General features: G+C 70.8%; 24 protein-coding genes. 10 read left to right on the forward strand and 14 right to left on the reverse strand.

Going from position 1 to position 24,602, the window contains the following annotated elements:
• Nucleotides 1–186: 186 nt before the first annotated feature.
• Nucleotides 187–1,761: a protein kinase gene (locus tag AB0I10_RS29025; RefSeq protein ID WP_363155610.1), complete on the reverse strand. Its 1,575-nt coding sequence runs from the start codon at nucleotides 1,759–1,761 to the stop codon at nucleotides 187–189.
• A gap of 261 nt (nucleotides 1,762–2,022) precedes the next feature.
• On the opposite strand from AB0I10_RS29025, the gene AB0I10_RS29030 reads away from it, so the two are divergent.
• On the forward strand, nucleotides 2,023–2,835 hold the full coding sequence (locus tag AB0I10_RS29030) for a DeoR/GlpR family DNA-binding transcription regulator (protein ID WP_363155611.1): 813 nt from the start codon (nucleotides 2,023–2,025) through the stop codon (nucleotides 2,833–2,835).
• A gap of 4 nt (nucleotides 2,836–2,839) precedes the next feature.
• Here the strand turns inward: AB0I10_RS29030 and AB0I10_RS29035 are convergent, their stop codons facing one another.
• A complete protein-coding gene (locus AB0I10_RS29035; RefSeq protein ID WP_363155612.1) occupies nucleotides 2,840–4,327 on the reverse strand; it encodes an ArsR family transcriptional regulator in 1,488 nt (495 codons plus the stop codon).
• Nucleotides 4,328–4,614: 287 nt separating this feature from the next.
• Between AB0I10_RS29035 and AB0I10_RS29040 the strand changes: the two genes are divergently transcribed.
• The gene (locus tag AB0I10_RS29040; RefSeq protein ID WP_363155613.1) at nucleotides 4,615–5,211 is read left to right on the forward strand and encodes a CBS domain-containing protein; all 597 of its coding nucleotides are present in this window, start codon (nucleotides 4,615–4,617) and stop codon (nucleotides 5,209–5,211) included.
• A gap of 182 nt (nucleotides 5,212–5,393) precedes the next feature.
• Here AB0I10_RS29040 and AB0I10_RS29045 read toward each other — a convergent pair whose 3' ends face one another.
• Genes AB0I10_RS29045 through AB0I10_RS29055 form a run of 3 tightly spaced genes read right to left on the reverse strand, consistent with a single transcriptional unit; the run spans nucleotide 5,394 to nucleotide 8,507 of the window.
• Nucleotides 5,394–6,506, reverse strand: coding sequence for a CapA family protein (locus AB0I10_RS29045; RefSeq protein ID WP_363155614.1), 1,113 nt, complete (start codon nucleotides 6,504–6,506; stop codon nucleotides 5,394–5,396).
• 18 nt (nucleotides 6,507–6,524) lie between these two features.
• Nucleotides 6,525–7,313, reverse strand: a complete 789-nt coding sequence (locus AB0I10_RS29050) for a protein phosphatase 2C domain-containing protein (protein ID WP_363155615.1) — start codon at nucleotides 7,311–7,313, stop codon at nucleotides 6,525–6,527.
• 15 nt (nucleotides 7,314–7,328) lie between these two features.
• Complete coding sequence (locus AB0I10_RS29055) at nucleotides 7,329–8,507, reverse strand: site-2 protease family protein (RefSeq protein ID WP_363155616.1); 1,179 nt, start codon at nucleotides 8,505–8,507, stop codon at nucleotides 7,329–7,331.
• A gap of 294 nt (nucleotides 8,508–8,801) precedes the next feature.
• On the opposite strand from AB0I10_RS29055, the gene AB0I10_RS29060 reads away from it, so the two are divergent.
• Nucleotides 8,802–9,089, forward strand: coding sequence for a hypothetical protein (locus AB0I10_RS29060; RefSeq protein WP_363155617.1), 288 nt, complete (start codon nucleotides 8,802–8,804; stop codon nucleotides 9,087–9,089).
• Between the two features lie 221 nt (nucleotides 9,090–9,310).
• On the opposite strand, the gene AB0I10_RS29065 is transcribed toward AB0I10_RS29060, so the two are convergent.
• The 5 genes from AB0I10_RS29065 to AB0I10_RS29085 all read right to left on the reverse strand — a co-directional run bounded on the left by AB0I10_RS29065 (nucleotide 9,311) and on the right by AB0I10_RS29085 (nucleotide 12,236).
• Nucleotides 9,311–9,748 (reverse strand): DUF6344 domain-containing protein, encoded by a 438-nt coding sequence (locus AB0I10_RS29065; RefSeq protein WP_363155618.1) that lies wholly within the window; start codon nucleotides 9,746–9,748, stop codon nucleotides 9,311–9,313.
• A gap of 146 nt (nucleotides 9,749–9,894) precedes the next feature.
• A complete protein-coding gene (locus tag AB0I10_RS29070) occupies nucleotides 9,895–10,206 on the reverse strand; it encodes a cupin domain-containing protein (RefSeq protein ID WP_363155619.1) in 312 nt (103 codons plus the stop codon).
• Between the two features lie 322 nt (nucleotides 10,207–10,528).
• Nucleotides 10,529–10,948: a DUF5994 family protein gene (locus AB0I10_RS29075; RefSeq protein WP_363155620.1), complete on the reverse strand. Its 420-nt coding sequence runs from the start codon at nucleotides 10,946–10,948 to the stop codon at nucleotides 10,529–10,531.
• A gap of 50 nt (nucleotides 10,949–10,998) precedes the next feature.
• Nucleotides 10,999–12,006 carry an acyl-CoA desaturase gene (locus AB0I10_RS29080; RefSeq protein ID WP_363155621.1) on the reverse strand — a complete coding sequence of 336 codons (1,008 nt, stop codon included), beginning with the start codon at nucleotides 12,004–12,006 and terminating at the stop codon, nucleotides 10,999–11,001.
• On the reverse strand, nucleotides 12,003–12,236 hold the full coding sequence (locus AB0I10_RS29085; RefSeq protein ID WP_363155622.1) for a hypothetical protein: 234 nt from the start codon (nucleotides 12,234–12,236) through the stop codon (nucleotides 12,003–12,005). The genes AB0I10_RS29080 and AB0I10_RS29085 overlap by 4 nt, the downstream gene beginning before the upstream one ends.
• 312 nt (nucleotides 12,237–12,548) lie before the next feature.
• Here AB0I10_RS29085 and AB0I10_RS29090 point away from each other — a divergent pair, with 312 nt between their 5' ends.
• Nucleotides 12,549–13,004 (forward strand): TerB family tellurite resistance protein, encoded by a 456-nt coding sequence (locus AB0I10_RS29090; RefSeq protein WP_363155653.1) that lies wholly within the window; start codon nucleotides 12,549–12,551, stop codon nucleotides 13,002–13,004.
• A gap of 81 nt (nucleotides 13,005–13,085) precedes the next feature.
• On the opposite strand, the gene AB0I10_RS29095 is transcribed toward AB0I10_RS29090, so the two are convergent.
• A complete protein-coding gene (locus AB0I10_RS29095; protein ID WP_363155623.1) occupies nucleotides 13,086–13,661 on the reverse strand; it encodes a TerD family protein in 576 nt (191 codons plus the stop codon).
• A 346-nt stretch (nucleotides 13,662–14,007) separates the two neighbouring features.
• Between AB0I10_RS29095 and AB0I10_RS29100 the strand changes: the two genes are divergently transcribed.
• The 4 genes from AB0I10_RS29100 to AB0I10_RS29115 all read left to right on the forward strand — a co-directional run bounded on the left by AB0I10_RS29100 (nucleotide 14,008) and on the right by AB0I10_RS29115 (nucleotide 17,649).
• On the forward strand, nucleotides 14,008–14,502 hold the full coding sequence (locus AB0I10_RS29100) for a BlaI/MecI/CopY family transcriptional regulator (protein WP_363155654.1): 495 nt from the start codon (nucleotides 14,008–14,010) through the stop codon (nucleotides 14,500–14,502).
• A 3-nt stretch (nucleotides 14,503–14,505) separates the two neighbouring features.
• Nucleotides 14,506–15,471, forward strand: a complete 966-nt coding sequence (locus AB0I10_RS29105; protein WP_363155624.1) for a M56 family metallopeptidase — start codon at nucleotides 14,506–14,508, stop codon at nucleotides 15,469–15,471.
• A gap of 330 nt (nucleotides 15,472–15,801) precedes the next feature.
• Nucleotides 15,802–15,975 (forward strand): hypothetical protein, encoded by a 174-nt coding sequence (locus AB0I10_RS29110; protein ID WP_363155626.1) that lies wholly within the window; start codon nucleotides 15,802–15,804, stop codon nucleotides 15,973–15,975.
• Between the two features lie 345 nt (nucleotides 15,976–16,320).
• Nucleotides 16,321–17,649, forward strand: coding sequence for an LCP family protein (locus AB0I10_RS29115; protein WP_363155655.1), 1,329 nt, complete (start codon nucleotides 16,321–16,323; stop codon nucleotides 17,647–17,649).
• On the opposite strand, the gene cyaB is transcribed toward AB0I10_RS29115, so the two are convergent.
• On the reverse strand, nucleotides 17,636–18,226 hold the full coding sequence (gene cyaB, locus AB0I10_RS29120; RefSeq protein WP_363155627.1) for a class IV adenylate cyclase: 591 nt from the start codon (nucleotides 18,224–18,226) through the stop codon (nucleotides 17,636–17,638). The two genes, AB0I10_RS29115 and cyaB, sit on opposite strands and share 14 nt — an antisense overlap.
• A 15-nt stretch (nucleotides 18,227–18,241) precedes the next feature.
• Nucleotides 18,242–19,132 (reverse strand): helix-turn-helix domain-containing protein, encoded by an 891-nt coding sequence (locus AB0I10_RS29125; protein ID WP_363155628.1) that lies wholly within the window; start codon nucleotides 19,130–19,132, stop codon nucleotides 18,242–18,244.
• A gap of 62 nt (nucleotides 19,133–19,194) precedes the next feature.
• Between AB0I10_RS29125 and AB0I10_RS29130 the strand changes: the two genes are divergently transcribed.
• Nucleotides 19,195–19,587, forward strand: coding sequence for a hypothetical protein (locus AB0I10_RS29130; protein ID WP_363155629.1), 393 nt, complete (start codon nucleotides 19,195–19,197; stop codon nucleotides 19,585–19,587).
• Between the two features lie 150 nt (nucleotides 19,588–19,737).
• A complete protein-coding gene (locus tag AB0I10_RS29135) occupies nucleotides 19,738–20,889 on the forward strand; it encodes a methyltransferase domain-containing protein (protein WP_363155630.1) in 1,152 nt (383 codons plus the stop codon).
• A 68-nt stretch (nucleotides 20,890–20,957) separates the two neighbouring features.
• Here the strand turns inward: AB0I10_RS29135 and cobN are convergent, their stop codons facing one another.
• A complete protein-coding gene (gene cobN / locus AB0I10_RS29140; protein ID WP_363155631.1) occupies nucleotides 20,958–24,578 on the reverse strand; it encodes a cobaltochelatase subunit CobN in 3,621 nt (1,206 codons plus the stop codon).
• Between the last annotated feature and the right edge of the window lie 24 nt (nucleotides 24,579–24,602).

Genomic DNA, 24,602 nt, shown 5'->3' on the forward strand with positions numbered 1-24,602 from the left:
GCCGACTCCAGCGGCGCGGTGAGCCGCTCGGCCAGAGCACGAGTTTCCTCCCCGGCCGCATCCGCGGCGACCGCGAGCTCGTGCCGGAGATTGTCGACGTAGGGCGTGAGGTCCATGACGCCATCATGGCATCATGATGGCGTCAGGACAAGTTACTGTGGCGCCATGCCTGGCCGCACTGTGCGGCTAAGCGGCGCGGTCGGCTGACGGCTGCCGGGTGCGTGCTGTCACCACGTGGGCGCCGACGGCCAGCGTGACCCCCAGCAGCAGGACGTAGAAGACGCCGATCTTGCGCAGATCGTCGAGGAAGAACCAGATGGAGGTCAGGGCGGTGAACCAGAACGCCACCAGCGCGAATCCGCCCGCGCGCTCGTCCCTGTACCCGGCGGCGAAGCACAGTGCGGCGACGATCCCCAGGACCAGGGCGATGATGACGTAGGGGGTGTCCCAGTCGACGTAGCCGCGGGCGAACTCGGACCACACCGCCACGGCCTCCGCCACCGGGCCCCATGCCACCGCGCACGCGAGCCGCGCCGACCACAGCAGGAGCACGGCTCCCGCGACGGAGGCGAGCAGGGCGACGCGGGAGAACTGGCCGACCTCGACCATGTCGGTCCGGGAGATCATCAGCGACAGGAAGCAGCCGAGCAGGGCGACCGCTCCTTCGGCCGTCGGCCGGAACACCACTCGCACCGGGCTCCGACGGGCGGCGGGCTGCTGCACCCGGTCCTTCCCGGAGGGCTCCGACTCCTTCCCGGAGGGCTCCGACTCCTTCCCGGAGGGCTCCGGCTCCTTCCCGGGGGGCTCCGGCTCGCTCCCGGAAGGCGCCTGCTCACTCCCGGAGGGCCCGGGGGAGCCGGTCGCCGCCGGGGCCGAGGCCCTCGCGGCAGGGTCGAGTGCGGTCGGCGTCCGGACGGGAGGAGCCAGTGCGGCCCGGGACGCCTCGCGGAGTGCCGCCTTCATCGCGGACGCGTTCGCGAAGCGGTCCTCCCGGTCCTTGTGCAGCGCCCTGGCGATCACCGCGTCCACCGCGGGCGGCAGTTCCGGGCGCAGCTGCGAGGGCGGCACCGGTTCCGCGGCCAGATGCTGGTGCATGACGGAGAACGGTGAATCCCCGGTGTACGGGGGACGCCCCGTCAGCAGCTCGTACAGCAGACAGCCCACGGCATACAGGTCCGTGCGGTGGTCGGTCTCGTGTCCGTTGATCTGCTCCGGGGCCAGGTAGGCGGGTGTGCCGACCGCCACGCCCGTTCCGGTCAGCCGGGTGGCCACCTCGCTGAGCGCCTTGGCGATGCCGAAGTCGACGACCTTGACCTTGCCGGTACCGGTGAGCATGACGTTCGCGGGCTTGATGTCCCGGTGCACGATGGCGTGCCGGTGGCTGTGCTCCAGGGCCTCCAGCACCTGGCCCGTGATGTCGACCGCCTGCGCCACCGGCAGCGAGCCGTCGTTCAGGACGCGGCTGAGGGTCCGCCCCGCCACGTACTCCATCACCAGATAGGGCTCGACAGCACCGTCGTGGGCGTCCTCACCCACATCGTGAACGGTTGCCACACCGGGGTGGTTGAGCGCGGCGGCGGCGTGCGCCTCGCGCTGGAACCGGGCGAGGAACTCGGGCTGCAGTGCCAGCTCCGCGGAGAGGGTCTTCACGGCGACGGTACGGCGCAACCGGCGGTCGACGGCCCGGTACACCGTGCCCATGCCACCCTGCCCGAGCTGCTCCACCAGCTCGTAGCGGTGCCCCAATATCCTCTGTTCCACCGGGTTCCTCCACGGACCGTCAACGCCAACACGCCGGAAGACGCCCTGGAGTGCGGACGGGTTCCCCACAGGCCTCTCCTGTCACTCGCTTCACAGGTCGGGCGGGCCGGACCCTACCGCTCGGCATGCGCGGTGATGCCATCCCGCTGCCGCCGGCCCATGTGCAAAACTTCGAGATCCCGTACGGCGACAGAGCCGCTGGTGCGTCCGCGGGCGAGCCGGCCACCACAGGGGCGCGGGGAGGGAAGGAGGGCCGTCGGCATGGGGAGCAAGGACGGGCGCGGGCCCGCCAAGACACGGCTGTCGCAGGCCGAGGTCGAACAGCGGCGGCAGGCCGTCCTGCGCTACGTCGCCGAACACGGCGAGATCCGCACCGACGATCTCGCCGCCCGCTTCGGCGTCAGCCTGATGACCATGCACCGCGACCTCGACGACCTCGACGGGCGCCATCTGCTGCGCAAGGAACGCGGACGAGCCGTCGCCTTCCCCGCCCTGACCATGGAGACCGCCACCCGCTTCCGCGAGAGCGCCGGCCTCGCGGCCAAGACCGCGCTGTGCGAGGCGGTGGCCGACCGGATCACACCGGGCAGCACCCTGTTCATCGACGACTCCACCACCCTCTACCCCCTGGCCGACGCGCTGCCCGGCATCGGCCAGCTCACCGTGGTCACCAACTCGGTGGGCCTGGCGCAGCGCCTGGGGTCCGCGCCGGGTGTGGACATCACGCTGCTGGGCGGCCGCTACCACGGCGAGTTCAACTCCTGCACCGGGCCGGAGGTCATCGGCGCCCTCTCGCGGATCCGCGCCGACCTCGCCCTGATGTCCGCCACCGCGGTCCTCGAAGGCCGGCTCTTCCACCCCCTGCGGGAGTACGCCGAGGTCAAGGAAGCGATGCTCGCCTCCGCCAACAAGGCCGTGCTCCTGGCGGACCACTCGAAGTTCGGCAAGACCGCCACCTACGCGTACGGCACCGTCGCGGTCTACGAATCGGTCATCACCGACACGGCCACCTCCGAGGAGGAGATCGCGGCCATCCGGAGCCTCGGCGTCCGAGTGGCGCAAGTCGCCGCCTGAGCCGTCACTCCCCGCCGTACAGCCTGTCCACGCCGACCAGGAGCACCTCGCCCTTGGCCTCCGCGGCGCGGAGTTCCGGGGTGAAGCCGGTCGCGCTGTAGCAGGCCGGGAGGGCCTGGCCGGTGTCCTCGCCGGAGGCGGCGAGGACGGAGAGGATGTGGCGCAGGTGGTCCAGGTGGCGGGTGTCCATGGTCTCGTTCCAGCGGGCGAGTCCGACCGACAGCAGGACTCCGGGCCGGCCGTCGGTCATGCCGCGTACCGCCACGTCGACATCGAGGCGGGTGTGCCGCGCCGGATCGTGAACCGTGCCGCGTACGGCCGACTCGGGGGCGCCGCCGAAGGTGTCCGGGGCGGCGCATCCCACGACCCAGTCCCGGCACAGCTGGGCGAAGTGCGGTGCGGCCACGGTGGCGTCGAAGCCGGCGCGGGCCCGGCGCCAGACCGCGGCGACGTCTTCCTGCTCCAGCGCGACGCGGTGGGGCCATGCGACGGCGTGCTCGAAGGCCAGTAGGGGCTCCGCGATGCGGTAGTGCGTCAGGCCCGCCCGGAACGCGTCCGGCTCACCGTGCAGCAGATGGCGGTTCTGCATCATCGCCAGGACATGGGACACATCGTTCAGCGAGCCTTCGACGCATTCGGCGATCTCCCCGCGGGTGGAGCAGCCGGACGCGATCGCGACCAGCGCGGAGTGGCACAGGGCCCGGTCCGCGTGATCCGCCTCCTCGTCCAGGTGGCGCGCCTCCCAGAACAGCGGCATGCGCGGGTTGAGGGCGGTTCGGCACACCCACGCATCGAAGTCGTCCGGGCCGGCGGGCGCGTCGTCGCACACGAAGTCGCCCCGGTACGCCGGGGTTCCGCCCACGACGGCATGGACCTGGACCGCGAGCCGTGGGTCCTCGATGCCCCAGAACCGTGCCGCCGTCCGGAAGTCGAAGGGCCGCACCACGAGTTCCAGACCGGCGAGGTCGTGCAGCGAGGAAGGGCCGGAGAAGAGTCTCGTCACGATGGAGGGGATTCCGCCGCTGAGGATCAGGCGCGCGCGGTTCTGCGAACGTGCCGTGTGCAGGCGGCGGTAAGCGCTGTGGATGACGGCGGGGAGCGCGGGGCTCTGGCCGACGAGGTCGGGGAAGTTGTCGATGACGACGGAGGCCGGGCCCTCGTCGCCGAGCGCCAGCATTGCGTCGACGGCGCCTTCCCAGCTGTGCCAGCGGGGTGGCTGCGGCGCATGGGTGTGTTCGGCGAGACGGTCGGCGACGCGGCGCAGCGACTCGGCCTCCGCCGCGGCCTGGCCGTCGAAATAGAAACCACCGGTGGCCTTGGTCATGGCTTCCAGCAGGTAGGTCTTGCCGTGTCTGCGCTGGCCGGAGACGAGGCCGAGGGTGGCCCCCGGGCGTGTATCGCACACGAAACGCAGCAGCCTGTCCCACTCGGTCTCCCGGTCGAACATCCGGTCAGGCCGGTCCGGGTGGGCCGCGGCATCCGATGACGACACGGACCGCTCCCCTCATGCGTGCGGTGGCCGGTGAGATGTGCAGCGACGTGGTGCATCACGTGATGCACCAAGTACACATCCGGCGGTCGGTGCGCGCCCGGCCCGGTGGTCCGTCCGGGGCACGTCGCGCCGTGTGGTCCCGCTCGGCCCTACCCGCGGGCATCCGCGCGGTGCAGGCTCGTGAGTACGTCGTGAGTCGTGGCTCCGCGTTGCGTCATGGGTCATGGGTCATGGGTCATGACTACGCGTGCGTACGAGAACCCGCTGCCGCGAAGGGATGGCCAGCGATGAGGCACCGCAGCGTTGCCGACCTGATGACGCCGAACGCCGTGGTCGTCCAGCCCGGCACCCCGTTCAAGGAGATCACCCGGCTGCTCGACGAATACGGCATCACCGCCGTGCCGGTCGTCGACGAGGACGAGCGGACCGTGGGCGTGGTGTCCGAGGCGGATCTGCTGCGCAGGCAGACCGAGAAGCAGGGGCCCAGCACCGCCGAAGCGCTCATGTCGAGCCCGGCGATCGTGGCACGGCCCGGGTGGAGCGCGGTCAAGGCGGCGCGAACCATGGACCAGAAAAAGATCAAGCGTCTTCCCGTGGTCGACGACTCCGGCCGCCTGATCGGTGTGATCAGCCGCCGTGACCTCATGCAGCTGTTCCTGCGGCGTGACCGGGCGATCCAGGAGGAGATCCTGGAGGACGTCCTGACCTGCATCCTCGGCCTGTCGCCGGCCGCCCTCACCGTCGACGTCACCGAGGGCACGGTGACCCTCAGCGGCATCCTGGAGAGCAGGAGCCTGGCCCCCGTCGTCGTACGGCTCTGCGAAAGCGTGGACGGGGTGGTGGAGGTGGTCGACCGGCTCGGCTTTGAACGCGATGACACGTGACGCTGCGCTTGGGCTGGGCCGTCTTTGGGTTTCCCGCCGTTGGGGCTGAGGTTGGGCGGTTGCCGCTGCGCGGGGCTGTTCGGCCGCGGTGCCGGACCTCCGGACTTCGTCCTGCGGTCCGGCCCCTCCCGTAGGTGGGTGGTCAAGAGGTGGTCGGGGGGTGCCTTTGTGGGCCACTGTCCCTATGCCGGCCGGAGAATCAGCGTGTCCTCCGGCTCACGCTCCAAGCTCGACTCGAAGCCGACGGCGATCCGGTCGAGGAGCGCCCGCAGCCACAGCGCGTCCTCGTACGAGGCGTGCCGCAGCCGCATCCGCCAGGCCTGGAGGGGTGTGATCCGCAGGTCGCGGAGCCTGCCGGTGTCCGGTTCCAGCGAGACGAGGTACGGCAGCCGCAGATCGTCCCGGTACTGCTCGTATCCCGTAATGCCCTCGTAGTCGTCGATGAAGTCGCCGCACCCGTAGAGGATGAGCTTTCCCCGGTACACCTCCAGGGGGCGGGGATGGTGCGAGGAGTGCCCGTGCACCACGTCCACGCCGCCGTCGATCAACGCACGCGCGAAGGCGACCTGGTCACGGGGCACCTCGTAGCCCCAGTTGGAACCCCAGTGGACCGAGGCCACCGCGATATCGCCCGGTCGTTTCACCTGCCGTACCCGGCCGAGGACCTCGGCCGCGGCGGCGTCCGACGGCCTGGCCACGAAGTCGACACCGCCCTGGCTTCCGGTGGCGGCCCAGGTGCGCGGGATGCCGCTGGACGGCATCCCGAAGGAGAGGACCAGCACCCGGCGGCCGCCCTCGACGGGCACGATCGCCGGCCGGCCCGCCGCGTCGGCGTCCCGGCCCGCGCCCGCCGTCCGCAGCCCCGCGCCCGCCAGGGCGTCGAGCGTCTCGTCCAGTCCGCGGTGCCCGAAGTCCAGGACGTGGTTGTTGGCCAGTACGCAGACGTCGGGGCGGGCAGCGGCCAGGCAGGGGAGGTTCGCGGGGTGCATCCGGTAGTGGACTTCCTTGCCGGGTGCGAAGGTGCCGTCCCCGGTGACGCTGGTCTCCAGATTGACCACCCGGGCGTCGGGCGCGGCGTCATCGAGTACCTGGAGCGCGTCTCCCCATGGCCAGGAGAAGTCGACCGGGCGGGGGATGGGGCCGTTCGCCGCCTCGGCCAGCGCGACATAGTCCAGGGCGTCGTGGACGTACCCCTCCCGCAGCGCCGGGTCACCGGGATTCGGCAGGATCTGGTCGACGCCGCGGCCGAGCATCACGTCACCGCAGAGGAACACGGTGATCAAGTCACCGCCCATTCCCCCAGGTTAGCCGAGCTAAGCGAGATGGGGGTCCCCCCGGCCGGAGGCTGGGGGAGCGTCCGAAGTCCCGCCGACGCCGATCAGCGCGAGCGTGATGTTGTCCGGGCCGCCCGCCTCGATGGCGGACTTCCACAGCTCGAAGGCGGCCCTGCCGTCGCTGTGGGCCCGCAGCAGGCCGTCGAGTTCGTCCTCCGGTACGGGGTCGGTCAGGCCGTCGGTGCACACCAGGTAGCGGCCGTCGGTGGTGAGCGGCGACGTGGTGACGTGCGGTGTGATGGCGATGAACCGGTCCGCGCCGCCGAGCGACTGGGTGACGATCGACGTGGTGCGCCGCCCCGGCGGCAGCGGCGGGCTGTCGTCCACGCTCACCTGGCGCAGTCCGTCATGCGTCGCGTCGAGCACTCTGCTGTCGCCGACGTTGAACACCATCAGCGCATCCGGCAGCACGACGGCGCCGGCGACCGTGCTGCCCATGGTGCTCAGCGCCGGATCGCGGTCGGCGGCCGCGTACACCGCGTGGTTGCAGAGGTTCAGGGCGTCACGGACGGCTTCCTCGCTGTCCAGTGACGGACCGTACGACGCCAGGTGCCGGACGATGAGCGCGCTGGCCACCTCGCCGGCCGGCTGCCCGCCCATGCCGTCGGCGACCGCGACGACGAGCGGTCTGCCGAGTGGGAACACCAGGGTCTGCGGGTTCTCCGTCACGGTGCCGCAGAGCGTCCACGGACCGACGACCAGGCTGTCCTCGTTGTGCTCGCGCATCAGCCCGGGATGGCTCAGCGCAGTGACCGTTACGTACCGCATCACACCTCCACCGGCTCAGTCGGTCCCCTGACCATCGGTGCCCTGGCCCTCGGTCCCCCGGCCATCTGCCCCCTTGCCGCCCAGCGTGTGCCGCCGCATCAGCCGGGCGATGTCCTTCCCGGTGATGATCCCCACCAGATGCCCCTGGTCCACGACGAGGACGCGCATGCCGGTGCGGAGGCTGAGCTTGTCCAGGGCATCGCTCAGAAGATCGTCCGGAGCGGCGACCACGCACTGGGACAGCGGGGTCGCCACCTCGCGCACACGCAGCGTCTCCCGGCGCGCCGCCGGTATCCCCGCAAGCCTGCCCACCTGCACGATTCCGCTGGGACGGCCTTCGAAGTCGAGCAGTGGCAGCGCGGAATGGCGGGCCTGCACGGCCACCTCGTCGATGAAGTGCCGGACGGTCAGCCAGTCGGCGCCGGTGGTCACCGGGCTGGACATGGCGTCGGCCACCCGTATGTCCCGCAGCGCGGTGTGCATGGCGGTGCGCCGGCGTTCCGCCCCGGCGACGATCATGATGAACAGGCCGACGAAGACGATCCACAGGCCGCCCGGCGCCCCGCGCAGCACCGAGATCCAGCCGACCGCCACCATCAGCACGCCCATGACCTGGCCGCTCCGGGAAGCGGCGAGGTCCGCGCGGTCCCGGTCTCCGGTGCGCCACCACAGCAGCGCCTGCACCACCCGCCCCCCGTCGAGCGGCACGGCGGGCAGCAGATTGAACACACCCAGGAACAGATTCGCCCAGCCGAGCCACACCAGGACGACGGCGGGCACCGCCGCCCAGCCGGACACCGCAAGCAGTCCGAGACCCGCTCCGAGCGCGGCGCCACCGATGACAAGGCTGGTCAGCGGCCCGCTGACGGCCACCACGAAGGCCGCCCCCGCGGTCTTCGGCCGCCCCATCCGGGTCATGCCGCCCAGCGCCCACAGCGTCACGTCCTCGACCGAGATCTTCTTCCGCCGGGCGGCAGCAGCGTGCGCCGCCTCGTGGAGCAGCAGGCTGCCCATGAGCAGCGCGGCCCCTACGACACCGGCCAGGGCGTACACGGCGTCCGACCGCCCCGGAGTCCATACGGGCAGGGTCTGGCTGCCGAGCCCGTACGCGAAGAGGACCACCAGCAGCGGAACGCTCCAGTGCATCCGCAGCGGGACCCCGACAACACGTCCGACACGGACCGAGCCGTTCATCGCCGTCTCCCATTCACCACAATTGTCGCTCCAGGAAGTGCACAGCGCTGTCGCTCGCGGAATTCCCCGGCGGGCCTAGGCCCTGTCGTCACACTCGCGCCGTCTGCCCGAAGGGCAGGCCCCGCGGCGTCTGGTGCGTGCGATCGCAAGGCGGAGGGTCTTCCCGGTACTGGGCGTACCGGGAAGAGCCCGACAACGCAGCGAGCGCGCGTGCCAGGCGTCGCGGGGCAGGCGGGAGTGTGACGACAGGGCCTAGGCTGGAACGTACGGACAGCTCACTGCGGGAGGTGCGTGATGGGGCACAGCCACCACTTCCATGTGGACCGGGGCGACCACTCGATCACCGTGAACATCGGGCCCGGCCGGGACGGCGAGATAGAGCTCCTGGTCGACGGCAAAGTGGTCGCGTACCAGAAGGAGCACGGCCGCGGGATGAGCACGCTGGCCGCCGAGCTGCCCGGAGAGCCGGCCCGTCCGCTCCTGGTCCGGGTGCGCGAGCCGCACCTCGTCCCGACCCGGCCGCGCTGCACGCTGGAGATGGACGGCGTGGAGCAGCCGATGCCGGAGCGGGCCCTGGTGTGAGCGGCGTCGGCCGGTCACCCGACACCGCAGCGGATCCGGTAGGCGAGGGGGAATCCGGCCGCTGTCCTTCGGGCGCGAGGGACGGGCGGGGTGACGTCAGGGCGACGTCAGGGCACTGCGCGCACAACTGAGGCCGGAGCCCTCATGCCCCGTTGCCCCGTTGAGCCGTTGGCCCGTTAACCCACTCACCCATTGACCCGTCGGGCCAAAGTATCTGTGTGTCAGGCGGCGCAGTCGGCGTGCGCGCGGCGGTGGGCCGCCGGGAGGACCGTGGGGATCTCGTCCGCGTCGGTTCCGGTGTGCAGAGCGGCCATGGCGGGGACGGTGTGCAGCGGCTCGACGCCGGCGGCGAGGCGGGTGCGCAAGGTGGGCGAAGCGCCGTGGGCCTCGGCACGGATGCGCTGCTTGATGGTGGGCGGCAGCTGCGCGCAGTCCCCCAACATCCTTCGGCCGGAGCCGACTTGGCCGCACGACGGCACAGGGTCACGGTCCGGCGCGGCGTCCCGCGCGGCGTCCGAGGTGGTGCGCGCGCCGTCCCCGTGCATCGCCGCCTCCCGGCGCGCCGCCGACGCCGCGGCGGAGACGCCCAGTGAGGCCAGCAGCTTGCCGAGTACGGCAAGGCACACCGCCCAGAACTTCGTGACCTTGGTCGCAGCCATGGCCCCTCGCTTTCGGTAGAGATCTCACTGGCGGGGAGATCCGTGGGGAGATCCGTTGCGCTTTCTTATGATGAGTACGCAATGCGAGGAATGTGGGAGCGACGCCCCCGGGTTGGCGTTCTTCGGATGAACACCACCCGGACGCACTAGCCGGGCACATCCAGGATGACCAGCGTGCCGACGCTGCCGGGCCGTACGGCGTGCCGGGCGCCCGCCGCCACCCAGTAGATCTCGCCGGGCCCCACCGACACCGGCTCCCCCGCCACCGTCAGCTCCAGCCTGCCGTCGAGCACCAACAGCGCCTCGGGGGCGTCGTGCTGCTCCTCCTCGACCGGCAGCTCATTCATCCTCAGGACCTTGACGCAGGCCGAACCGACCCGGCCGAGCGGGCGGGAACGCCAGGCATCCGGCAGCGCGGCCGCGGTGGCGCATACATCGACGGGAACGACAGGAACCACAGAAACGAGGGGATCGACAGGGCTGGTCAAGGGGCCGTCGGCCGGATTCATGGCATGCCTTCCAGCGAGCTCCTTCCGGACACGGAATCGCTAGCCGGAATCCGTACGCAGAATCCGTACACAGAGGCGGGTACGCAGATTCGGGTACGCAGATTCGGGCACGCAGAGTCCGTACGCAGAAGGGCCCGCACCTGAGGGTCAACAGGATCAAGGGACGCCTGGAAGGTATCCGGCCGGTGGCGATGGCGGGTCGACCGTTCGTCCACCTTTCGTCGACCGTTCGGCAAAGCCGGGCCCGTGCGCTCGCCGTGGCCGCCGCCCGTCAGGCCGTCGCGAGGTGCCCCGTACCGGCCATCTCCGCCATGACGTGGATGGCCTCCGGCTCGGGCGTATCGGGCGGGATGATCAGCAGGTCCCGGCGGCCGATGCCGGTGGAGACCAGGCAGATGGTGTCCGGGCCGGGGCGGTTGGCGGTCCTGCGCAGCCGGACCACGTGGCCCGCGACGAGGATGTGGCAGGGGAGCGCGGACCACCTCGCGCCGTTCACCGTGGCGTGCGTCATCCGCGGCCAGTCGAAGGGCAACGCGGCCAGCAGCTCGGGCAGTTCGGTGACGAGATCGGCCGAGTGCGGCCACCAGACCCCGTCTATCCGGCGCGCGGCCTCGCTGTGCGGGGCGATGGTCAGGCGGGCGACGGGCGGTGGGGCCGGGTGTTCGGGGAGAGCACCGGAGGCGGTGGTCATGGTGTGCTCCTGGCGGGAGGTCACGGGCGGCGCATCCCGGTCACGGCCCCTCAGCCCGCCTGGACGCGGCGGGCCGCGACCCGGGCCGGGTCCGGCCAGCGCACATCGTGCACCCAGCCGGCGCGTTCGAAGAGCCGGATGAGGGCGGCGGACGGATCGAGCTGACCGCGGTCGACGCCGTGCCGGGCGCAGGTCGGGTCGGCGTGGTGCAGGTTGTGCCAGCTCTCACCGAACGAGAGCAGGGCCAGCGGCCACAGGTTGGTCGCCCGGTCGTACCGCCGGGTGCGGAACGGCCGCTCACCGATCACATGGCAGAGGGAGTTCACGCTCCAGGTGACATGGTGCAGCAGCGCGATCCGGATGAAGCCCGCCCAGAGGAGGGCGGTGAGCCCGGTGACCCAGGAGCCCCCGATGGCCCAGCCGAGCGCGAACGGCAGCCCGAGGGTGAGCAGACACAGCGCGGGGAACGCCCGGTCCACCGCGCGGATGCCGCGGTCGGCGAGCAGGTCGGGCGCGAAGTGCTCATGCGAGGTGGGGTCGTTGCCGAACAGCCAGCCGATGTGCGAGTGCACCAGGCCGCGCAACTGTCCGCGCAGGCTGGTGCCGTAGCGGTACGGGGAGTGCGGATCGCCGGGGCGGTCGGTGAAGGCGTGGTGGCGGCGGTGGGTGGCGACCCAGTCGATGACATCGCCCTGGAAGCTGAGCGATCCGGCGATGGCGAGCGCGATCCGCAGTGCGGGGGTCGCGGTGTAGCTGCCGTGGGTGAGGCCGCGGTGGAATCCGACGGTCACGCCCAGGCCCGTGACGACGTAGAACACGGCGGCGAGTACGAGGTCGGCGGGGCGTACGACGCTGCCCCACAGCAGCGGGATGGCGACCGCGAGGCCCACGAACGGGGCGACGACGATGATGCCGGTGACCGTCACATACATCCGGCGGCCGCTGCTCGGCGGGGCTTCATGGTCATCGGTGGGAAACGGCGACGTTCCGTCGTACGGCCGGCTCGGTTGCCGGCTCGGTTGCTGCGTCGACGGGGCGTTACGGGCGGTGGACGTCACAAGTCGTCGCCTGTCTTGGGGGTGGGTGGCGGTGGTCCGGCCTGGTGCGGCCCGGGGTGGGTGGTGTCGCCGTGCGGCCGCTTGCGCAGCCGGAGCCGGAACGACGGGCGCAGGGCCGCGTATCGGTGGGTGGCAAGCCGCCCGGTCGTCTGGGCGTTGACCCGGGCGATGAAGAGGGCCCCCAGAGCGACCAGTGCGAGCAGCACGATCACGGTCAACAGAGTCTGCATGGTGCTCACCTCAGGCACCTCGGGACGAATCCGGCGCGACCGCCGGAGTACGGATTCCCTTCGGTGGTTCCAAGGTACGCGAACCCTGCCCACAAATCGCCTCAACCACGGTGATTACGCGATTGATCTACCCAGATAGGGATGATCCCGTACGGGCAACTTCTACAAGCCTGTAGATTTTGCTGACGCATGGATGGCCGCACGGCTGACCGCATGACCGACCGCACGGTCCGAGCGCACGGTCCGAGTGCACGCCCCGACCGCATGACCCGCGCGCCCGCCGTGCGGCACAACGACGACCAAGGAGGACCAATGGCCCTGTGGGACCGGATCAAGGATTCCGCCCAGACGATGCAGACCCAGCTCGTCGCCAAGAAGAACGACCTCAAGAGCGGCGCCTTCCGGGACGCGAGCATGGCGATATGCGCCCTGGTGGCCGCCGCGGACGGCTCCATCGACCCCGCGGAACGCCGGCGCGTGGCCCAGCTCATCGCCACGAACGAGGTGCTGCAGAACTTCCCCGCGGACGATCTCCAGCGCCGCTTCGACGGCTACCTCGACAAGCTGGCCGCGGACTTCGACTTCGGCAAGGTCGCCGTCATGCAGGAGGTCGGCAAGGTGAAGAAGAAGCCGGTCGAGGCGCGGGCCGTGATCCAGATCGGCATTGTGATCGGCGGCGCCGACGGCGACTTCGACAAGACGGAGCAGGCGCTGGTGCGCGAGGTGTGCTTCGCGCTGGGCATCGCGCCGGGCGAGTTCGACCTCTGAGGGACGGACGCGAGGGGGTGGCCATCGCCACCCCCTCGTTCACCTACGTCCGCCCGCGCCGTACGGACGCCCGCGCCGCCGTCAGACGTTGACGCCGAAGTCGGCCGCGATGCCCGCCAGTCCGGACGCGTACCCCTGGCCCACCGCGCGGAACTTCCACTCCGCGCCGTTGCGGTACAGCTCGCCGAAGACCATCGCGGTCTCGGTCGAGGCGTCCTCGCTCAGGTCGTAGCGCGCCAGCTCCACCCCGTCCGCCCGGTTGACCACGCGGATGAAGGCGTTACGGACCTGGCCGAAGCTCTGGCCGCGGGTCTCCGCGTCGTGGATGGAGACCGGAAAGACGATCTTCGCGATCTCGGCGGGCACGCCGGCGAGGTTCACGTTGATGGCCTCGTCGTCCCCCTCGCCCTCACCGGTCAGGTTGTCGCCGGTGTGCTCCACCGAGCCGTCCGGGCTGGTCAGGTTGTTGTAGAAGACGAAGTGCCGGTCCGAGGCGACCTTGCCCGCCTCGGTGCACAGCAGGGCGCTGGCGTCCAGGTCGTAGTCCGCGCCCGTCGTCGTCCGCACATCCCAGCCGAGGCCGACCGTGACCGCGGTCAGTCCGGGCGCTTCCTTGGACAGCGAGACGTTGCCGCCCTTGGCCAGCGAGACTCCCATGGTTTCCCCTCCAGGTGGTGTGTCCGGGTGTTGCCGTGTCCGCGTGGTTGTGTCCGCGTACGGGAGCTAAAATCTACAGGAGTGTAGAAGTTATCGGGCGGGATGTACCGGGACGGACCGCATCCGCGTACCGACGGACCGCATCCCGGTATCCGGCCGCTCAGTAAAATGCCCCGACGTCCCGGCCAGCGGGACACCCGGCGCGACGGGAGGCGACGGCATGGGGAAGCCCGGACCGGGGGACTTCGGCGAGTCCCTCGGGGAGCCCCGCGGTGACTCCCTGGGTGATCCGCTCGGCGATGGGGGCACCCACGGTCGGAAGGCGAGGCTGGGGGAGAAGCCGAGGCTGGGGGAGTTCGGCGGCGCGTTCGGCGCCGGCGGACACGGCCGCGCCCGCCGGCGCGGCCAGGGCCAGCTGGAGGCCCAGGTGCTGGCCGCGCTGCACCGCTCGCCCGGCCCGGCGACCGCCGCCTGGGTCCAGGAACGGCTCGGCGGCGACCTCGCGTACACGACCGTGATGACGATCCTGTCCCGGCTGCACGACAAGAAGGCCGTCACCCGCGAGCGCGTCGGCCGTGCGTACGTATGGACCCCGGCCGCCGACGAGGCCGGTCTCGCCGCGCTGCGGATGCGCCGCGTCCTGGACGGCGAACCGGACCGGGACGCCGTCCTCACCAGCTTCGTCTCCGCGCTCTCCGCGCACGACGAGCAACTGCTGCGCAGCCTCCTGGACCGCGCCACGGCCGAGGACGCCGGCCAGGACCCGGGCCCCGGCCAGGCCCACCCGGCCGACCACCCCTGCTCCCCGCCCCGCCCCTCGGACGAAGCGCGCGGAGGCTGACCGGTGGGTGTCTTCGTCTTCCTGCCGCTCGTCCTGCCGCTCACCGCGCTGCCGATCGCCCGGCTCGCCGAGCAGCACCTCCACCCGCGCGGCGTCACCCGCCTGCTGACCCTGCTCGCCGCCGTCCTCGGCCTGTGCAGCACGCTCTGCCTGGGACTGCTGCTGGTCGTCGGGACCGCCCAGCTGCCCGGCAATCCGCTGCCCGACGGCTGGTCGGACCCGGAGGTGCGGGCCGCGGTGCCGTACGTCGAGGTCGCCGGGACCGCCGCGATGCTCGCGCTGGCCGCCGCCCTCACCGGGTGCGGGACCGCGCTGCGCCGCCACCGCCGTATCCGGGCCCGTACGCACCGGGCGCTGGACGTCCTGCCGGCCGGCGCCGACCCGGCGGTGCTGCCGGACGACGATCCGTACGCATACGCCGTGCCCGGCACCCCCGGCCGCCCGGGCCGCCCCGCCCGGCCGGGCCGGATCGCGGTCTCCCGCGGCATGCTGCGCAGCCTGGACACCGACGAGCAGGCGGCCCTGTTCGCCCATGAGCGCGCCCATCTGAGCTGCCGTCACCACCGCTATCTCCTGGCCGTACGGCTGGCCGGCTGCGTCAATCCGCTGCTTCTTCCGCTGCGTTCCGCGGTCGCCTTCAGCACCGAGCGGTGGGCGGACGAGGAGGCGGCCCGGGTGGTCGGCGACCGGCGGCTGACCGCCCGTGCCGTGGGCAAGGCGGCGCTGGTCGCACGGCCCGCGCCGCACCCGGAGCTGGCGCAGTTCGCGGCGCCCGAGCCGGGCCCGGTGCCGCGCCGGGTGGCGGCGCTGCTGGCGCCCGTGCCGCCGGCCCGCAGCTGGCCGCCGGCCCTGACCCCGGCGGGCCTGGCCGCGCTCGTCGCCGCGGCAGGCACCGCCGCCTCCGCCCTCTCCGCGCTGAACGCGGCGGTAGCGCTGTTCGTCGTTCTCAAGGCGGCCACGCCGTTGTGAAGGCAGAATGATCCACAATTGACGCTCGACCTCCTGCACTTGCCGCCGGAAGCTCCGCTGACGCCGCGATTCATGGCTGACGCTGTGGTTCGTGGCTGACGCTGTGGTTCATGGCTGACGCTGTGGTTCATGGCTGACGCTGTGGTTCATGGCTGACGCTGTGATCCGCTCCAAATCGGACAACTTCTACAACGCTGTAGATACGGCCGGTAGAATTGCGTCCGACACATGCAACAGGCGCGGCCGAAGGGGGAGATGGCGACGAAGCGCGGACTCCTGACCTGGGATTGTCCGCCTCCAGAGGCGGAGGTGCGATGGGTTTACCAACCCGTGGAGGTCCAATACCCCGACGGCACCTGGGAGTTGGGGCGGATCAGCGCCTGGTGGACGGACGGCACCGGCGACGAGTGGTGCCGACTGCGCACCCTCCCCGGCGGCCCGCGTCCGCAATGGCTCCGCTACGACCCCGAGTCCGTACGACTCCTCCCCAGCACCGGCATCTGACCACCCACCCCCTGCCGCAACCGCCGCACTCCCCCCTGCTGCCGCCTTCGGCCGCCGATGCCGCCCGCTCCCCCACGAAGTATCTGAAGGACCAGAAGGGCCACCGGCGTGCATGACAGGCAGACGCACAGGCAGACGACGCCCCGACGGGCCACCGCGCCCTCGGGCGACGGGTCGGACCGGCCCGGCACATCCCGCCGCAGAACCGCGGGCCCCGATTCGCGCAGCGGCTCCGCCGCCGCCCCCAGGTCCCGTACGGCCGAAGGCACTTCCCGCAGAGCCGAGCGCGGCTCCCGCAGGGCAGGCCGGGCATCCGGCACCCGCGCCGGTGGCGGCAAACTGCGCATCACCCGCCGCGGCCGGATCCTCGCCTGGACCGGCGGCGTCCTCGGCGTCCTGCTGCTCGGCACGGCCGGGGCCGGCGCATGGGTCTACTTCAAGCTGGACGGCAACATCCAGGGCCTGGATCTCGGACTGGGCAGCGACCGGCCCGCCAACCTCAGCCCCGGCTCCAAGAACATCCTGGTCGTCGGCTCGGACAGCCGCGCGGGCGCCAACGCCAAGTACGGCAAGGGCCTGACCACCATGCAGTCGGACACACTGATGGTGCTGCACATCGCCGCCAACCGTAAGTGGGCCACCGCGCTGTCCTTCCCGCGCGACTCCTGGGTGCAGATCCCCGCCTGCGAACGCGGCAACGGCTCCGCGTCCTCCCCCCACCACTTCAAGATCAACGAAGCGTTCTCGATCGGCGGCGACACCGGCGACATCCGCAAGGCCGCCACCTGCACCATCAAGACCGTCGAGAAGAACACCGGACTGCGCATCGACCACTTCACGTCGATCGACTTCCAAGGCTTCAAAGGCATGGTCAACGCCCTGGACGGCATAGAGGTCTGCCCCAAGCACGCCATCCACGACGAGAAGGCCCACCTCGACATGGACGCGGGCTGCCAGACCGTCCGGGACGAGAAGGCCCTCGGCTACGTCCGTACCCGCTACAGCGTCGGCGACGGCTCCGACCTCGGACGCATCGGCCGCCAGCAGGAGTTCATGCAGGCGCTGGGCGCCAAGGCCCAGGACAAACTCACCAGCCCCGGCGCCCTCTACGACTTCCTCAACTCGCTCACCAAGTCCATCAAGACCGACAAGGACCTGGCGGGCCTCAAGCCCCTCTACGACCTCGCCGCGACGGTCAAGGGCATCCCGCGCGACCGCCTCACCTTCCTGACCGTGCCCAACTACTACCGCGAGGCCGACGTCCCCACCGACAAGGCCAATGTGATCTGGCAGTACCCGCAGGCCGGGGACCTGTTCAGCGACCTCGCGCACGACCGCGAGATCGGCGCCGCCGGCAAGAAGAAACTCGCCGAAGCCGCCAAGAACCCGGTGACCGCCCGCGCCGTCCGGGTCCGCGTCCTCAACGGCACCGGCGCCGCGGGGCAGGCTGCCACCGCCGCCACCCGCCTCCGCGGCCTCGGCTTCACGGTCACGGCCACCGGCAACGCCCCGTCAACCGACAAAACCACCATCACCTACCCCGCCGCCCTCAAAACCCAGGCACAAGTACTGGCCTCCCGCTTCCCCGGCACCAAGCTGAAGCAGTCGGCGGAGGCGACGGCGGGGGAGGTCACACTGACGGTGGGGCCGGACTTCGCCCCTACGGGAGGCTAGGGCCCCGGGCTCCCGCACCAGGGGCACGGTGTGCCGCCACGGCGTCCGTGTAGAGCTCTGTCGTGAAGTCGGCTTCATGAATGTCGAGTTCACCCATGACTGACCGGACGTCGTCAAGGGCCAAAGAGAGTTCCTTCTCTTGCGGAACCATGGTCTCGACTTCCAGGAAGGTTCCTTCGATCTCCGGAACTTGGACCAGCGTGGCAAGGAAAAGGCGGCCGCGAGAACTGAACTCGTAATTTCGGCACCGCTTCTGGAATGCGATTGCCGGAACGTACCCGAGTCCCCGCAGCATGGCGTGAACGGCTTCCGGGTTGTCCACGCGCGTTTCATGCTCCGGCTTCGAGCCGGACTCCGAATCAACTCGGGCGCACTTGTATGTAAGAACGGATCGCGTCGAGTTCGGACCGTGGATCGTGCGAACCCTCAATTCTTGGTCCTGCGCATCGAGGCTTCCCGACGGGTCGTCGTAGTAGGTGTCTTGATAGACCTCGGCCCGCCCCTCGGCCTTCTGGTCAAGCTGCGCCATGACGTACTCGGGGTTGTACACCCGCGCTTTCAGCTCCGCCTCAATCAACGCACGATCCTCCGCTCAGACAGTACGGATTCCTGTTTCGACCATGGACGCGAACATTCGCTGAAACCCTCGATACAGCGGCCCGTGCGGCGTCTCCATGACCTTGTAGGTAGCCGATTCGTGCCCCTCCCATCCGGCGTCGAAGGCCGAGACGAACATGGTGCCGTCCAGCCTGATAATGCGCCACGTTGGATACATTCCATACCGGTAGACTTGAAGGTCTGAGACGCTCGACAATTCGCGCAATCGAGACTCGGCCAGTTCGACGCCTCCGGCGAGTGACTCGGCCGATTCTCCAATTTCTGCCGCTCGCACGGCAAGGGCAGGAGATTCAGGGTCAAGCAACAACACGCGAATCTGTGGCGCCTGCTGATCTTCTGGTCGAATGAGGGCTGAACGAAGTAGAGAATCGTTCAGCCCAATAAGACCAAGCCCCCGCACGGCTAGAATGTCCAACTGTTGTGCAGACATGGCAAGTTGTCGGATATCTTCGGACGCCGCAGCTTGGGTGGCATACACCCGCACGACTTCCGGGAATGCGGCCAGGTCGAACGCGCGCCCACTGCTGTGCGTGTCCCGTGCCGACGCAAGGCCGAGCAAATGCCGGGCGTCGTCCGGCATGTTCAGCCCGTCCGCGATGCGCTCGAACACGTCAAGGCGCGTGATCTCCCGTCGTCCGTTGATGACTTCGTTCACCCGTGCCTGTGTCATGGCTACGGCCGTAGCGATTCTGGCCTGACTCGCCCCGCCGTATTGCTGGACGTGTCGGAACACGGCGCCCATGGCGCGTTCTCGTAAGGCTTCGCGGACTTCGGCTCGCTGCCAAGCCCACTCGGGCAGTTCGATCGGTACGAGTGGTGCCGTCGGCATGATCCTCCCCCGTATCGCGATGGGATGAGAAGTCATCCCACGGTGAGATTACCGCCGGGATATGGGGCTCATGCCGTCCTGCGCTGAATCCTGTCCAGATGACTGAGACAGACCCCCGCGACCGTTACGACCGGCCCGGGGGCATGGCCACCAACCCCTGGAAGGTTGACGACATGCGCAAACATAGCGCCTGGATCTTCGCACTGCTGTTGCGGCTGTTACTGCCCGCGCGGGGGCGCCACCGGTCCGCCAGCCCGTTGCCCGCCGTGGCGCGCGCGGATGCGCTGACGTCGGTGCTTCCCCGCGTGCCCGCACGTGAGCCAGTGCTGCTGCGTGGTGAGGACACCGCCCTGATCCGCCCGTATGTCCTCACACCCGAGGAACGACGCGAACGGCGGTTGCAGCGCGGACGGCGGCGGGCGCTGTGGCTCGCGGCGTACGGGGTCGACGCCGGGCCGCGCTGGATTCACGGGGTGGAGGTGGTGAGCTGATGCCCCGCATGTGCCGCCCCGTTCATCTGAAGGAACCGGCGTCGGTGCCGAAGCCCCAGCCGGTTGCCGGGTGCGATGTGTGCGCCGCCCTCGCCCAGCAGCGCACCAGGGCGTACGCCATCGGGGACCGTCCCAAGGTGGCATGAGCCGGTGACCGATCCCCAAGAGGGGCACGCCGCGCTCGTCCAGTCTCTGGACGAGCGCGGCCTGTTGACCCCCGAGTGGCGCGCCGTATGGGAACGCACCCCGCGTCAGGCGTATCTGCCTGAGCACGTCTGGCGGCAGGACCCCGACCGGTGCCGTCCGATCACGACCGCCGAAGAGCGCAGTGCCCTGGTGTCCTCCGATGAACCAGTCGTCACGCAGGTCGACGACGGAGCGACGGACGGCCCTGGGGTCGCCACCTCGTCCAACAGCATGCCGTCGATGGTGGCCAAGATGTTGAGCCTGCTCGATGTGCGGGATGGACAGAAGGTCCTGGAGATCGGCACCGCCACCGGTCACGTCGCCGGGTTGCTGTCGGCTCGGCTCGGCGACCACCGCGTCACGAGCGTCGAGATCGACGCGTCCCTGTCGGCGCAGGCGGAGCGGTATCTGTCGGCCGCCGGATATCGGCCGCGGCTGGTCGTCACCGACGGGGAGCACGGCTGGCCGGCAGGCGCGCCGTACGACCGGATCGTGGCGACCTGCGCCCTGCGCCATGTTCCGTACGCCCTGATCAAGGAACTGCGGCCGGGCGGCGTGCTGGTGGCGCCCAGAGTGAGCGACTTCTGGTGCGGCGCCATGGTCCGCCTCACCGCCGACGAGGACGGCACGGCGTCGGGCTCGTTCGCGGGGAGCGCCGCCTACATGCCGATGCGCTCTCACCGTGGCACCGCCGGTATCACCCCGGACACATCCTCGCCCCGCTCACGGTCCACCGAGGTCCTGCCTCAAGAGACGCTCACACCCGGGTTCGCGCTGTACGCGGGCGCCCGCCTCCCCGGCATCACGCTCGCTGAAGGGCGAGAGGGCACAGACCTACGCGTGTGGGTGCACGACGGCCGAGGCTCGGGTGCCATCGCGGATGCCGACGGCACCGTCACCGAGTTCGGGGTCCGCAGCTTGTGGGGTGAGGTGGAGGCGGTCCGGCGCGAGTGGGACAAGCTGGATCGTCCAGCCGACACCGACATGGGACTGACGGTCACCAAGACCGGCGAATGTGTTTGGGTGCGGAGACCCACCCAGGTGGCGCACCCCATTGTCCGTCGAGGCGACACCGCCATCGTCGACTTCGGCGTTGATCGAGACAGGGAACCCTGACTCTTACGGGACGTTTCGTCCAGCGCTCCGGGGGGCGATGCTGCCGTCCCCCGGAGCCCCCGCTGTCCTCAGTCCTCCCCCTCCAAGTCCCCCTCCGTCTCCAGGAATGCCTGGCGCAGGGCCGCCAGGGTTTCGGCGTCCGGCTTCTCCCACATGCCGCGGGATTCGGCCTCCAGGAGGCGTTCGGCGATGCCGTGCAGGGCCCAGGGGTTGGCGTCCTGGAGGAAGGCGCGGTTTTCCGGGTCCAGGACGTAGGTCTGGGCGAGCTTGTCGTACATCCAGTCGGCGACGACGCCCGTGGTCGCGTCGTAGCCGAAGAGGTAGTCGACGGTCGCGGCGAGTTCGAAGGCGCCCTTGTAGCCGTGGCGTCGCATGGCCTCGATCCAGCGGGGGTTCACGACGCGCGCGCGGAAGACGCGGGAGGTTTCCTCCACCAGGGTGCGGGTGCGGACCGTTTCGGGGCGGGTGGAGTCGCCGATGTACGCCTCGGGGGCCGTGCCGCGCAGGGCACGGACCGTGGCGACCATGCCGCCGTGGTACTGGAAGTAGTCGTCCGAGTCCGCGATGTCGTGTTCGCGGGTGTCGGTGTTCTTGGCGGCGACCGCGATGCGCTTGTAGGCGGTCTCCATCTCGTCGCGGGCTGGGCGCCCTTCGAGACCGCGGCCGTAGGCGTAGCCGCCCCAGACGGAGTAGACCTCGGCGAGGTCCGCGTCCGTGCGCCAGTCGCGGCTGTCGATGAGCTGGAGCAGACCCGCGCCGTACGTTCCCGGGCGGGAGCCGAAGATGCGGGTGGTGGCGCGGCGTTCGTCGCCGTGGGAGGCGAGGTCGGCCTGGGTGTGGGCGCGGACGAAGTTGTCGCCGGCGGGCTCGTCGAGGGATGCGGCGAGGCGTACGGCGTCGTCGAGGAGGCCGATGACGTGGGGGAACGCATCGCGGAAGAATCCGGAGATGCGGAGCGTGACGTCGATACGGGGGCGGTTCAGCTCGGCGAGGGGGATCGGCTCCAGGCCCGTGACGCGGCGGGAGGCGTCGTCCCAGACGGGGCGGATGCCCAGCAGGGCGAGCGCCTCGGCCACATCGTCGCCGCTCGTGCGCATCGCGCTGGTGCCCCAGAGGGAGAGGCCGACCGACTCCGGCCAGTCGCCGTTGTCCGTGCGGTAGCGCTCCAGGAGGGAGTCGGCGAGGGCCTGGCCGGTTTCCCAGGCGAGGCGGGACGGGACCGCCTTGGGGTCGACGGAGTAGAAGTTGCGGCCGGTCGGAAGGACGTTGACCAGGCCGCGGAGGGGCGAGCCGGACGGGCCCGCCGGGACGAAGCCGCCGTTGAGCGCGTGCACGGCGTGGTCGAGTTCGTCGGTGGTGGAGGAGAGGCGGGGGACCACCTGGCGGGCGGCGAAGTCGAGGATGTCGGCTACCTGTTGGCCATGACCGCCGGCTACGGCGGCGACCGCGGCCGGGTCCCAGTCGGCGTCCTCCATCGCCTGGACGAGGCTCCGGGCCGTCGCCTCGGCCTCGTCGGCCGTCGTACGCGTCGCCGCGGACTCGTCCAGGCCGAGGGCCTCGCGCAGCCCGGGGAGCGCGGAGGTGCCGCCCCAGATCTGGCGGGCCCGCAGGATCGCGAGGACGAGGTTGACCCGCGCCTCGCCGGTCGGCGCGCCACCGAGGACGTGCAGACCGTCGCGGATCTGGGCGTCCTTGACCTCGCACAGCCAGCCGTCGACGTGCAGCAGGAAGTCGTCGAAGCCGTCGTCGTCGGGACGGTCTTCCAGGCCCAGGTCGTGGTCGAGCTTGGCGGCCTGGATCAGGGTCCAGATCTGGGCGCGGATGGCGGGCAGCTTGGCCGGGTCCATCGAGGAGATGGCGGCGTACTCGTCGAGCAGCTGCTCCAGGCGGGCGATGTCGCCGTACGACTCGGCGCGCGCCATGGGCGGGACGAGGTGGTCGACGAGGGTGGCGTGGACGCGGCGCTTGGCCTGGGTGCCCTCGCCGGGGTCGTTGACCAGGAAGGGGTAGATGAGGGGAAGGTCGCCGAGCGCGGCGTCGGGCCCACAGGCGGCGGAGAGCCCGGCATTCTTCCCCGGCAGCCACTCCAGGTTGCCGTGCTTGCCGAGGTGGACCATGGCGTCCGCCCCGAAGCCGCCGTCCTGCTGCGAGGCCGCGATCCAGCGGTAGGCCGCCAAGTAGTGGTGCGAGGGCGGCAGATCGGGGTCGTGGTAGATCGCGATGGGGTTCTCGCCGAAGCCGCGCGGGGGCTGGATGAGGACGAGGAGATTGCCGCGGCGCAGGGCCGCCAGGACGATGTCGCCCTCGGGGTTGCGGCTGCGGTCGACGAACATCTCGCCGGGCGGCGGGCCCCAGTGCTGCTCGACGGCGTCGCGGAGTTCCTGCGGCAGCGTGGCGTACCAGCGCTTGTAGTCGGCGGCCGGGATACGGACCGGGTTGCGGGCGAGCTGCTCCTCGGTGAGCCACTCCTGGTCGTGGCCGCCGGCCTCGATGAGGGCGTAGATCAGCTCGTCGCCGTCGCCGGAGGCCAGACCGGGCACCGGCTCCGCGGACTCGTCACCGAAGTCGTAGCCATCGGCGCGGAGGCGGCGCAGCAGCGCCACGGCGCTCGCCGGGGTGTCCAGGCCGACCGCGTTGCCGATACGGGAGTGCTTGGTGGGGTATGCGGAGAGGACCAGCGCCAGGCGCTTGTCGGCGGCCGGGATATGGCGCAGCCGGGCGTGGCGTACGGCGATACCGGCGACCCGGGCGGCGCGCTCGGGGTCGGCGACGTACACCGGCAGACCGTCCTCGTCGACCTCCTTGAAGGAGAACGGCACGGTGATCAGGCGGCCGTCGAACTCCGGGACCGCGATCTGCGAGGCGGCGTCCAGCGGGGACAGGCCCTCGTCGTTCTCCTCCCAGGCGGCACGCGAACCGGTCAGGCACAGCGCCTGGAGGATCGGCACGTCCAGGGCGGCGAGCGCGCCGGCGTCCCAGGACTCATCGTCGCCGCCGGCCGACGCCTCCGCGGGCTTGGTGCCGCCGGCGGCCAGGACGGTGGTGACGATGGCGTCGGCCGGCCGCAGCGCGTCGATCAGCTCCGGTTCGGGGGCGCGCAGCGAGGCGACGAAGAGCGGGAGGGCACGGCCGCCCGCGCGCTCGATCTGCTCGCACAGGGCCCGTACGAAGCCGGTGTTGCCGCTCATGTGGTGGGCGCGGTAGTAGAGCACGGCGATGAGCGGGGCGTCGGCGGTGACGCCGGGCAGCGGGGTGTGGTCCAGCTGTCCCCAGGTGGGGGCGGGCGCCGGCGGCTCGAAGCCGTGGCCGGTCAGCAGCACGGTGTCGGACAGGAAGCGGGCGAGCTGTTCGAGGTTGGCGGGACCGCCGTGCGCGAGGTAGGCGTGCGCCTCGGCCGCGAGGCCGACCGGGACCGTGGACGCCTCCATGAGCTGGGCGTCGGGGGCCTGTTCTCCCGTGAGAACGATCACCGGCCGGTGCTGGTCCTCGGCGAGCAGCAGGTCGAGGCCTTCCTGCCAGGCGCGGATGCCGCCGAGGAGGCGTACGACGACGAGATCGACACCGTCCAGCAGCGCGGGCAGCTCATCGACTTCGAGGCGGGCGGGGTTGGCGAGCCGGTACGGCACGGGACCGGTGGCAGCGCGGGCGCTGAGCAGGTCGGTGTCGGAGGTCGACAGCAGCAGGAGCATGCGAGCGCAGGCCTTCCTCGGGGT

The sequence above is a fragment of the Streptomyces sp. NPDC050636 genome (genome assembly GCF_040654775.1).
In the GTDB taxonomy this organism is placed as follows: Bacteria; Actinomycetota; Actinomycetes; order Streptomycetales; family Streptomycetaceae; genus Streptomyces.

Bases quoted from the DNA above. Each gene is read 5' to 3' on its own strand.
- AB0I10_RS29095 (WP_363155623.1), bottom strand. From the start codon at position 13,661: ATGGGAGTCTCGCTGGCCAAGGGCGGCAACGTCTCGCTGTCCAAGGAA.
- AB0I10_RS29040 (WP_363155613.1), top strand. From the start codon at position 4,615: ATGAGGCACCGCAGCGTTGCCGACCTGATGACGCCGAACGCCGTGGTC.
- AB0I10_RS29045 (WP_363155614.1), bottom strand. From the start codon at position 6,506: ATGGGCGGTGACTTGATCACCGTGTTCCTCTGCGGTGACGTGATGCTC.
- AB0I10_RS29075 (WP_363155620.1), bottom strand. From the start codon at position 10,948: ATGACCACCGCCTCCGGTGCTCTCCCCGAACACCCGGCCCCACCGCCC.
- AB0I10_RS29130 (WP_363155629.1), top strand. From the start codon at position 19,195: ATGACTGAGACAGACCCCCGCGACCGTTACGACCGGCCCGGGGGCATG.
- AB0I10_RS29060 (WP_363155617.1), top strand. From the start codon at position 8,802: ATGGGGCACAGCCACCACTTCCATGTGGACCGGGGCGACCACTCGATC.
- AB0I10_RS29090 (WP_363155653.1), top strand. From the start codon at position 12,549: ATGGCCCTGTGGGACCGGATCAAGGATTCCGCCCAGACGATGCAGACC.
- AB0I10_RS29085 (WP_363155622.1), bottom strand. From the start codon at position 12,236: ATGCAGACTCTGTTGACCGTGATCGTGCTGCTCGCACTGGTCGCTCTG.
- AB0I10_RS29065 (WP_363155618.1), bottom strand. From the start codon at position 9,748: ATGGCTGCGACCAAGGTCACGAAGTTCTGGGCGGTGTGCCTTGCCGTA.
- AB0I10_RS29030 (WP_363155611.1), top strand. From the start codon at position 2,023: ATGGGGAGCAAGGACGGGCGCGGGCCCGCCAAGACACGGCTGTCGCAG.
- AB0I10_RS29125 (WP_363155628.1), bottom strand. From the start codon at position 19,132: ATGACTTCTCATCCCATCGCGATACGGGGGAGGATCATGCCGACGGCA.
- AB0I10_RS29050 (WP_363155615.1), bottom strand. From the start codon at position 7,313: ATGCGGTACGTAACGGTCACTGCGCTGAGCCATCCCGGGCTGATGCGC.
- cobN (WP_363155631.1), bottom strand. From the start codon at position 24,578: ATGCTCCTGCTGCTGTCGACCTCCGACACCGACCTGCTCAGCGCCCGC.
- AB0I10_RS29055 (WP_363155616.1), bottom strand. From the start codon at position 8,507: ATGAACGGCTCGGTCCGTGTCGGACGTGTTGTCGGGGTCCCGCTGCGG.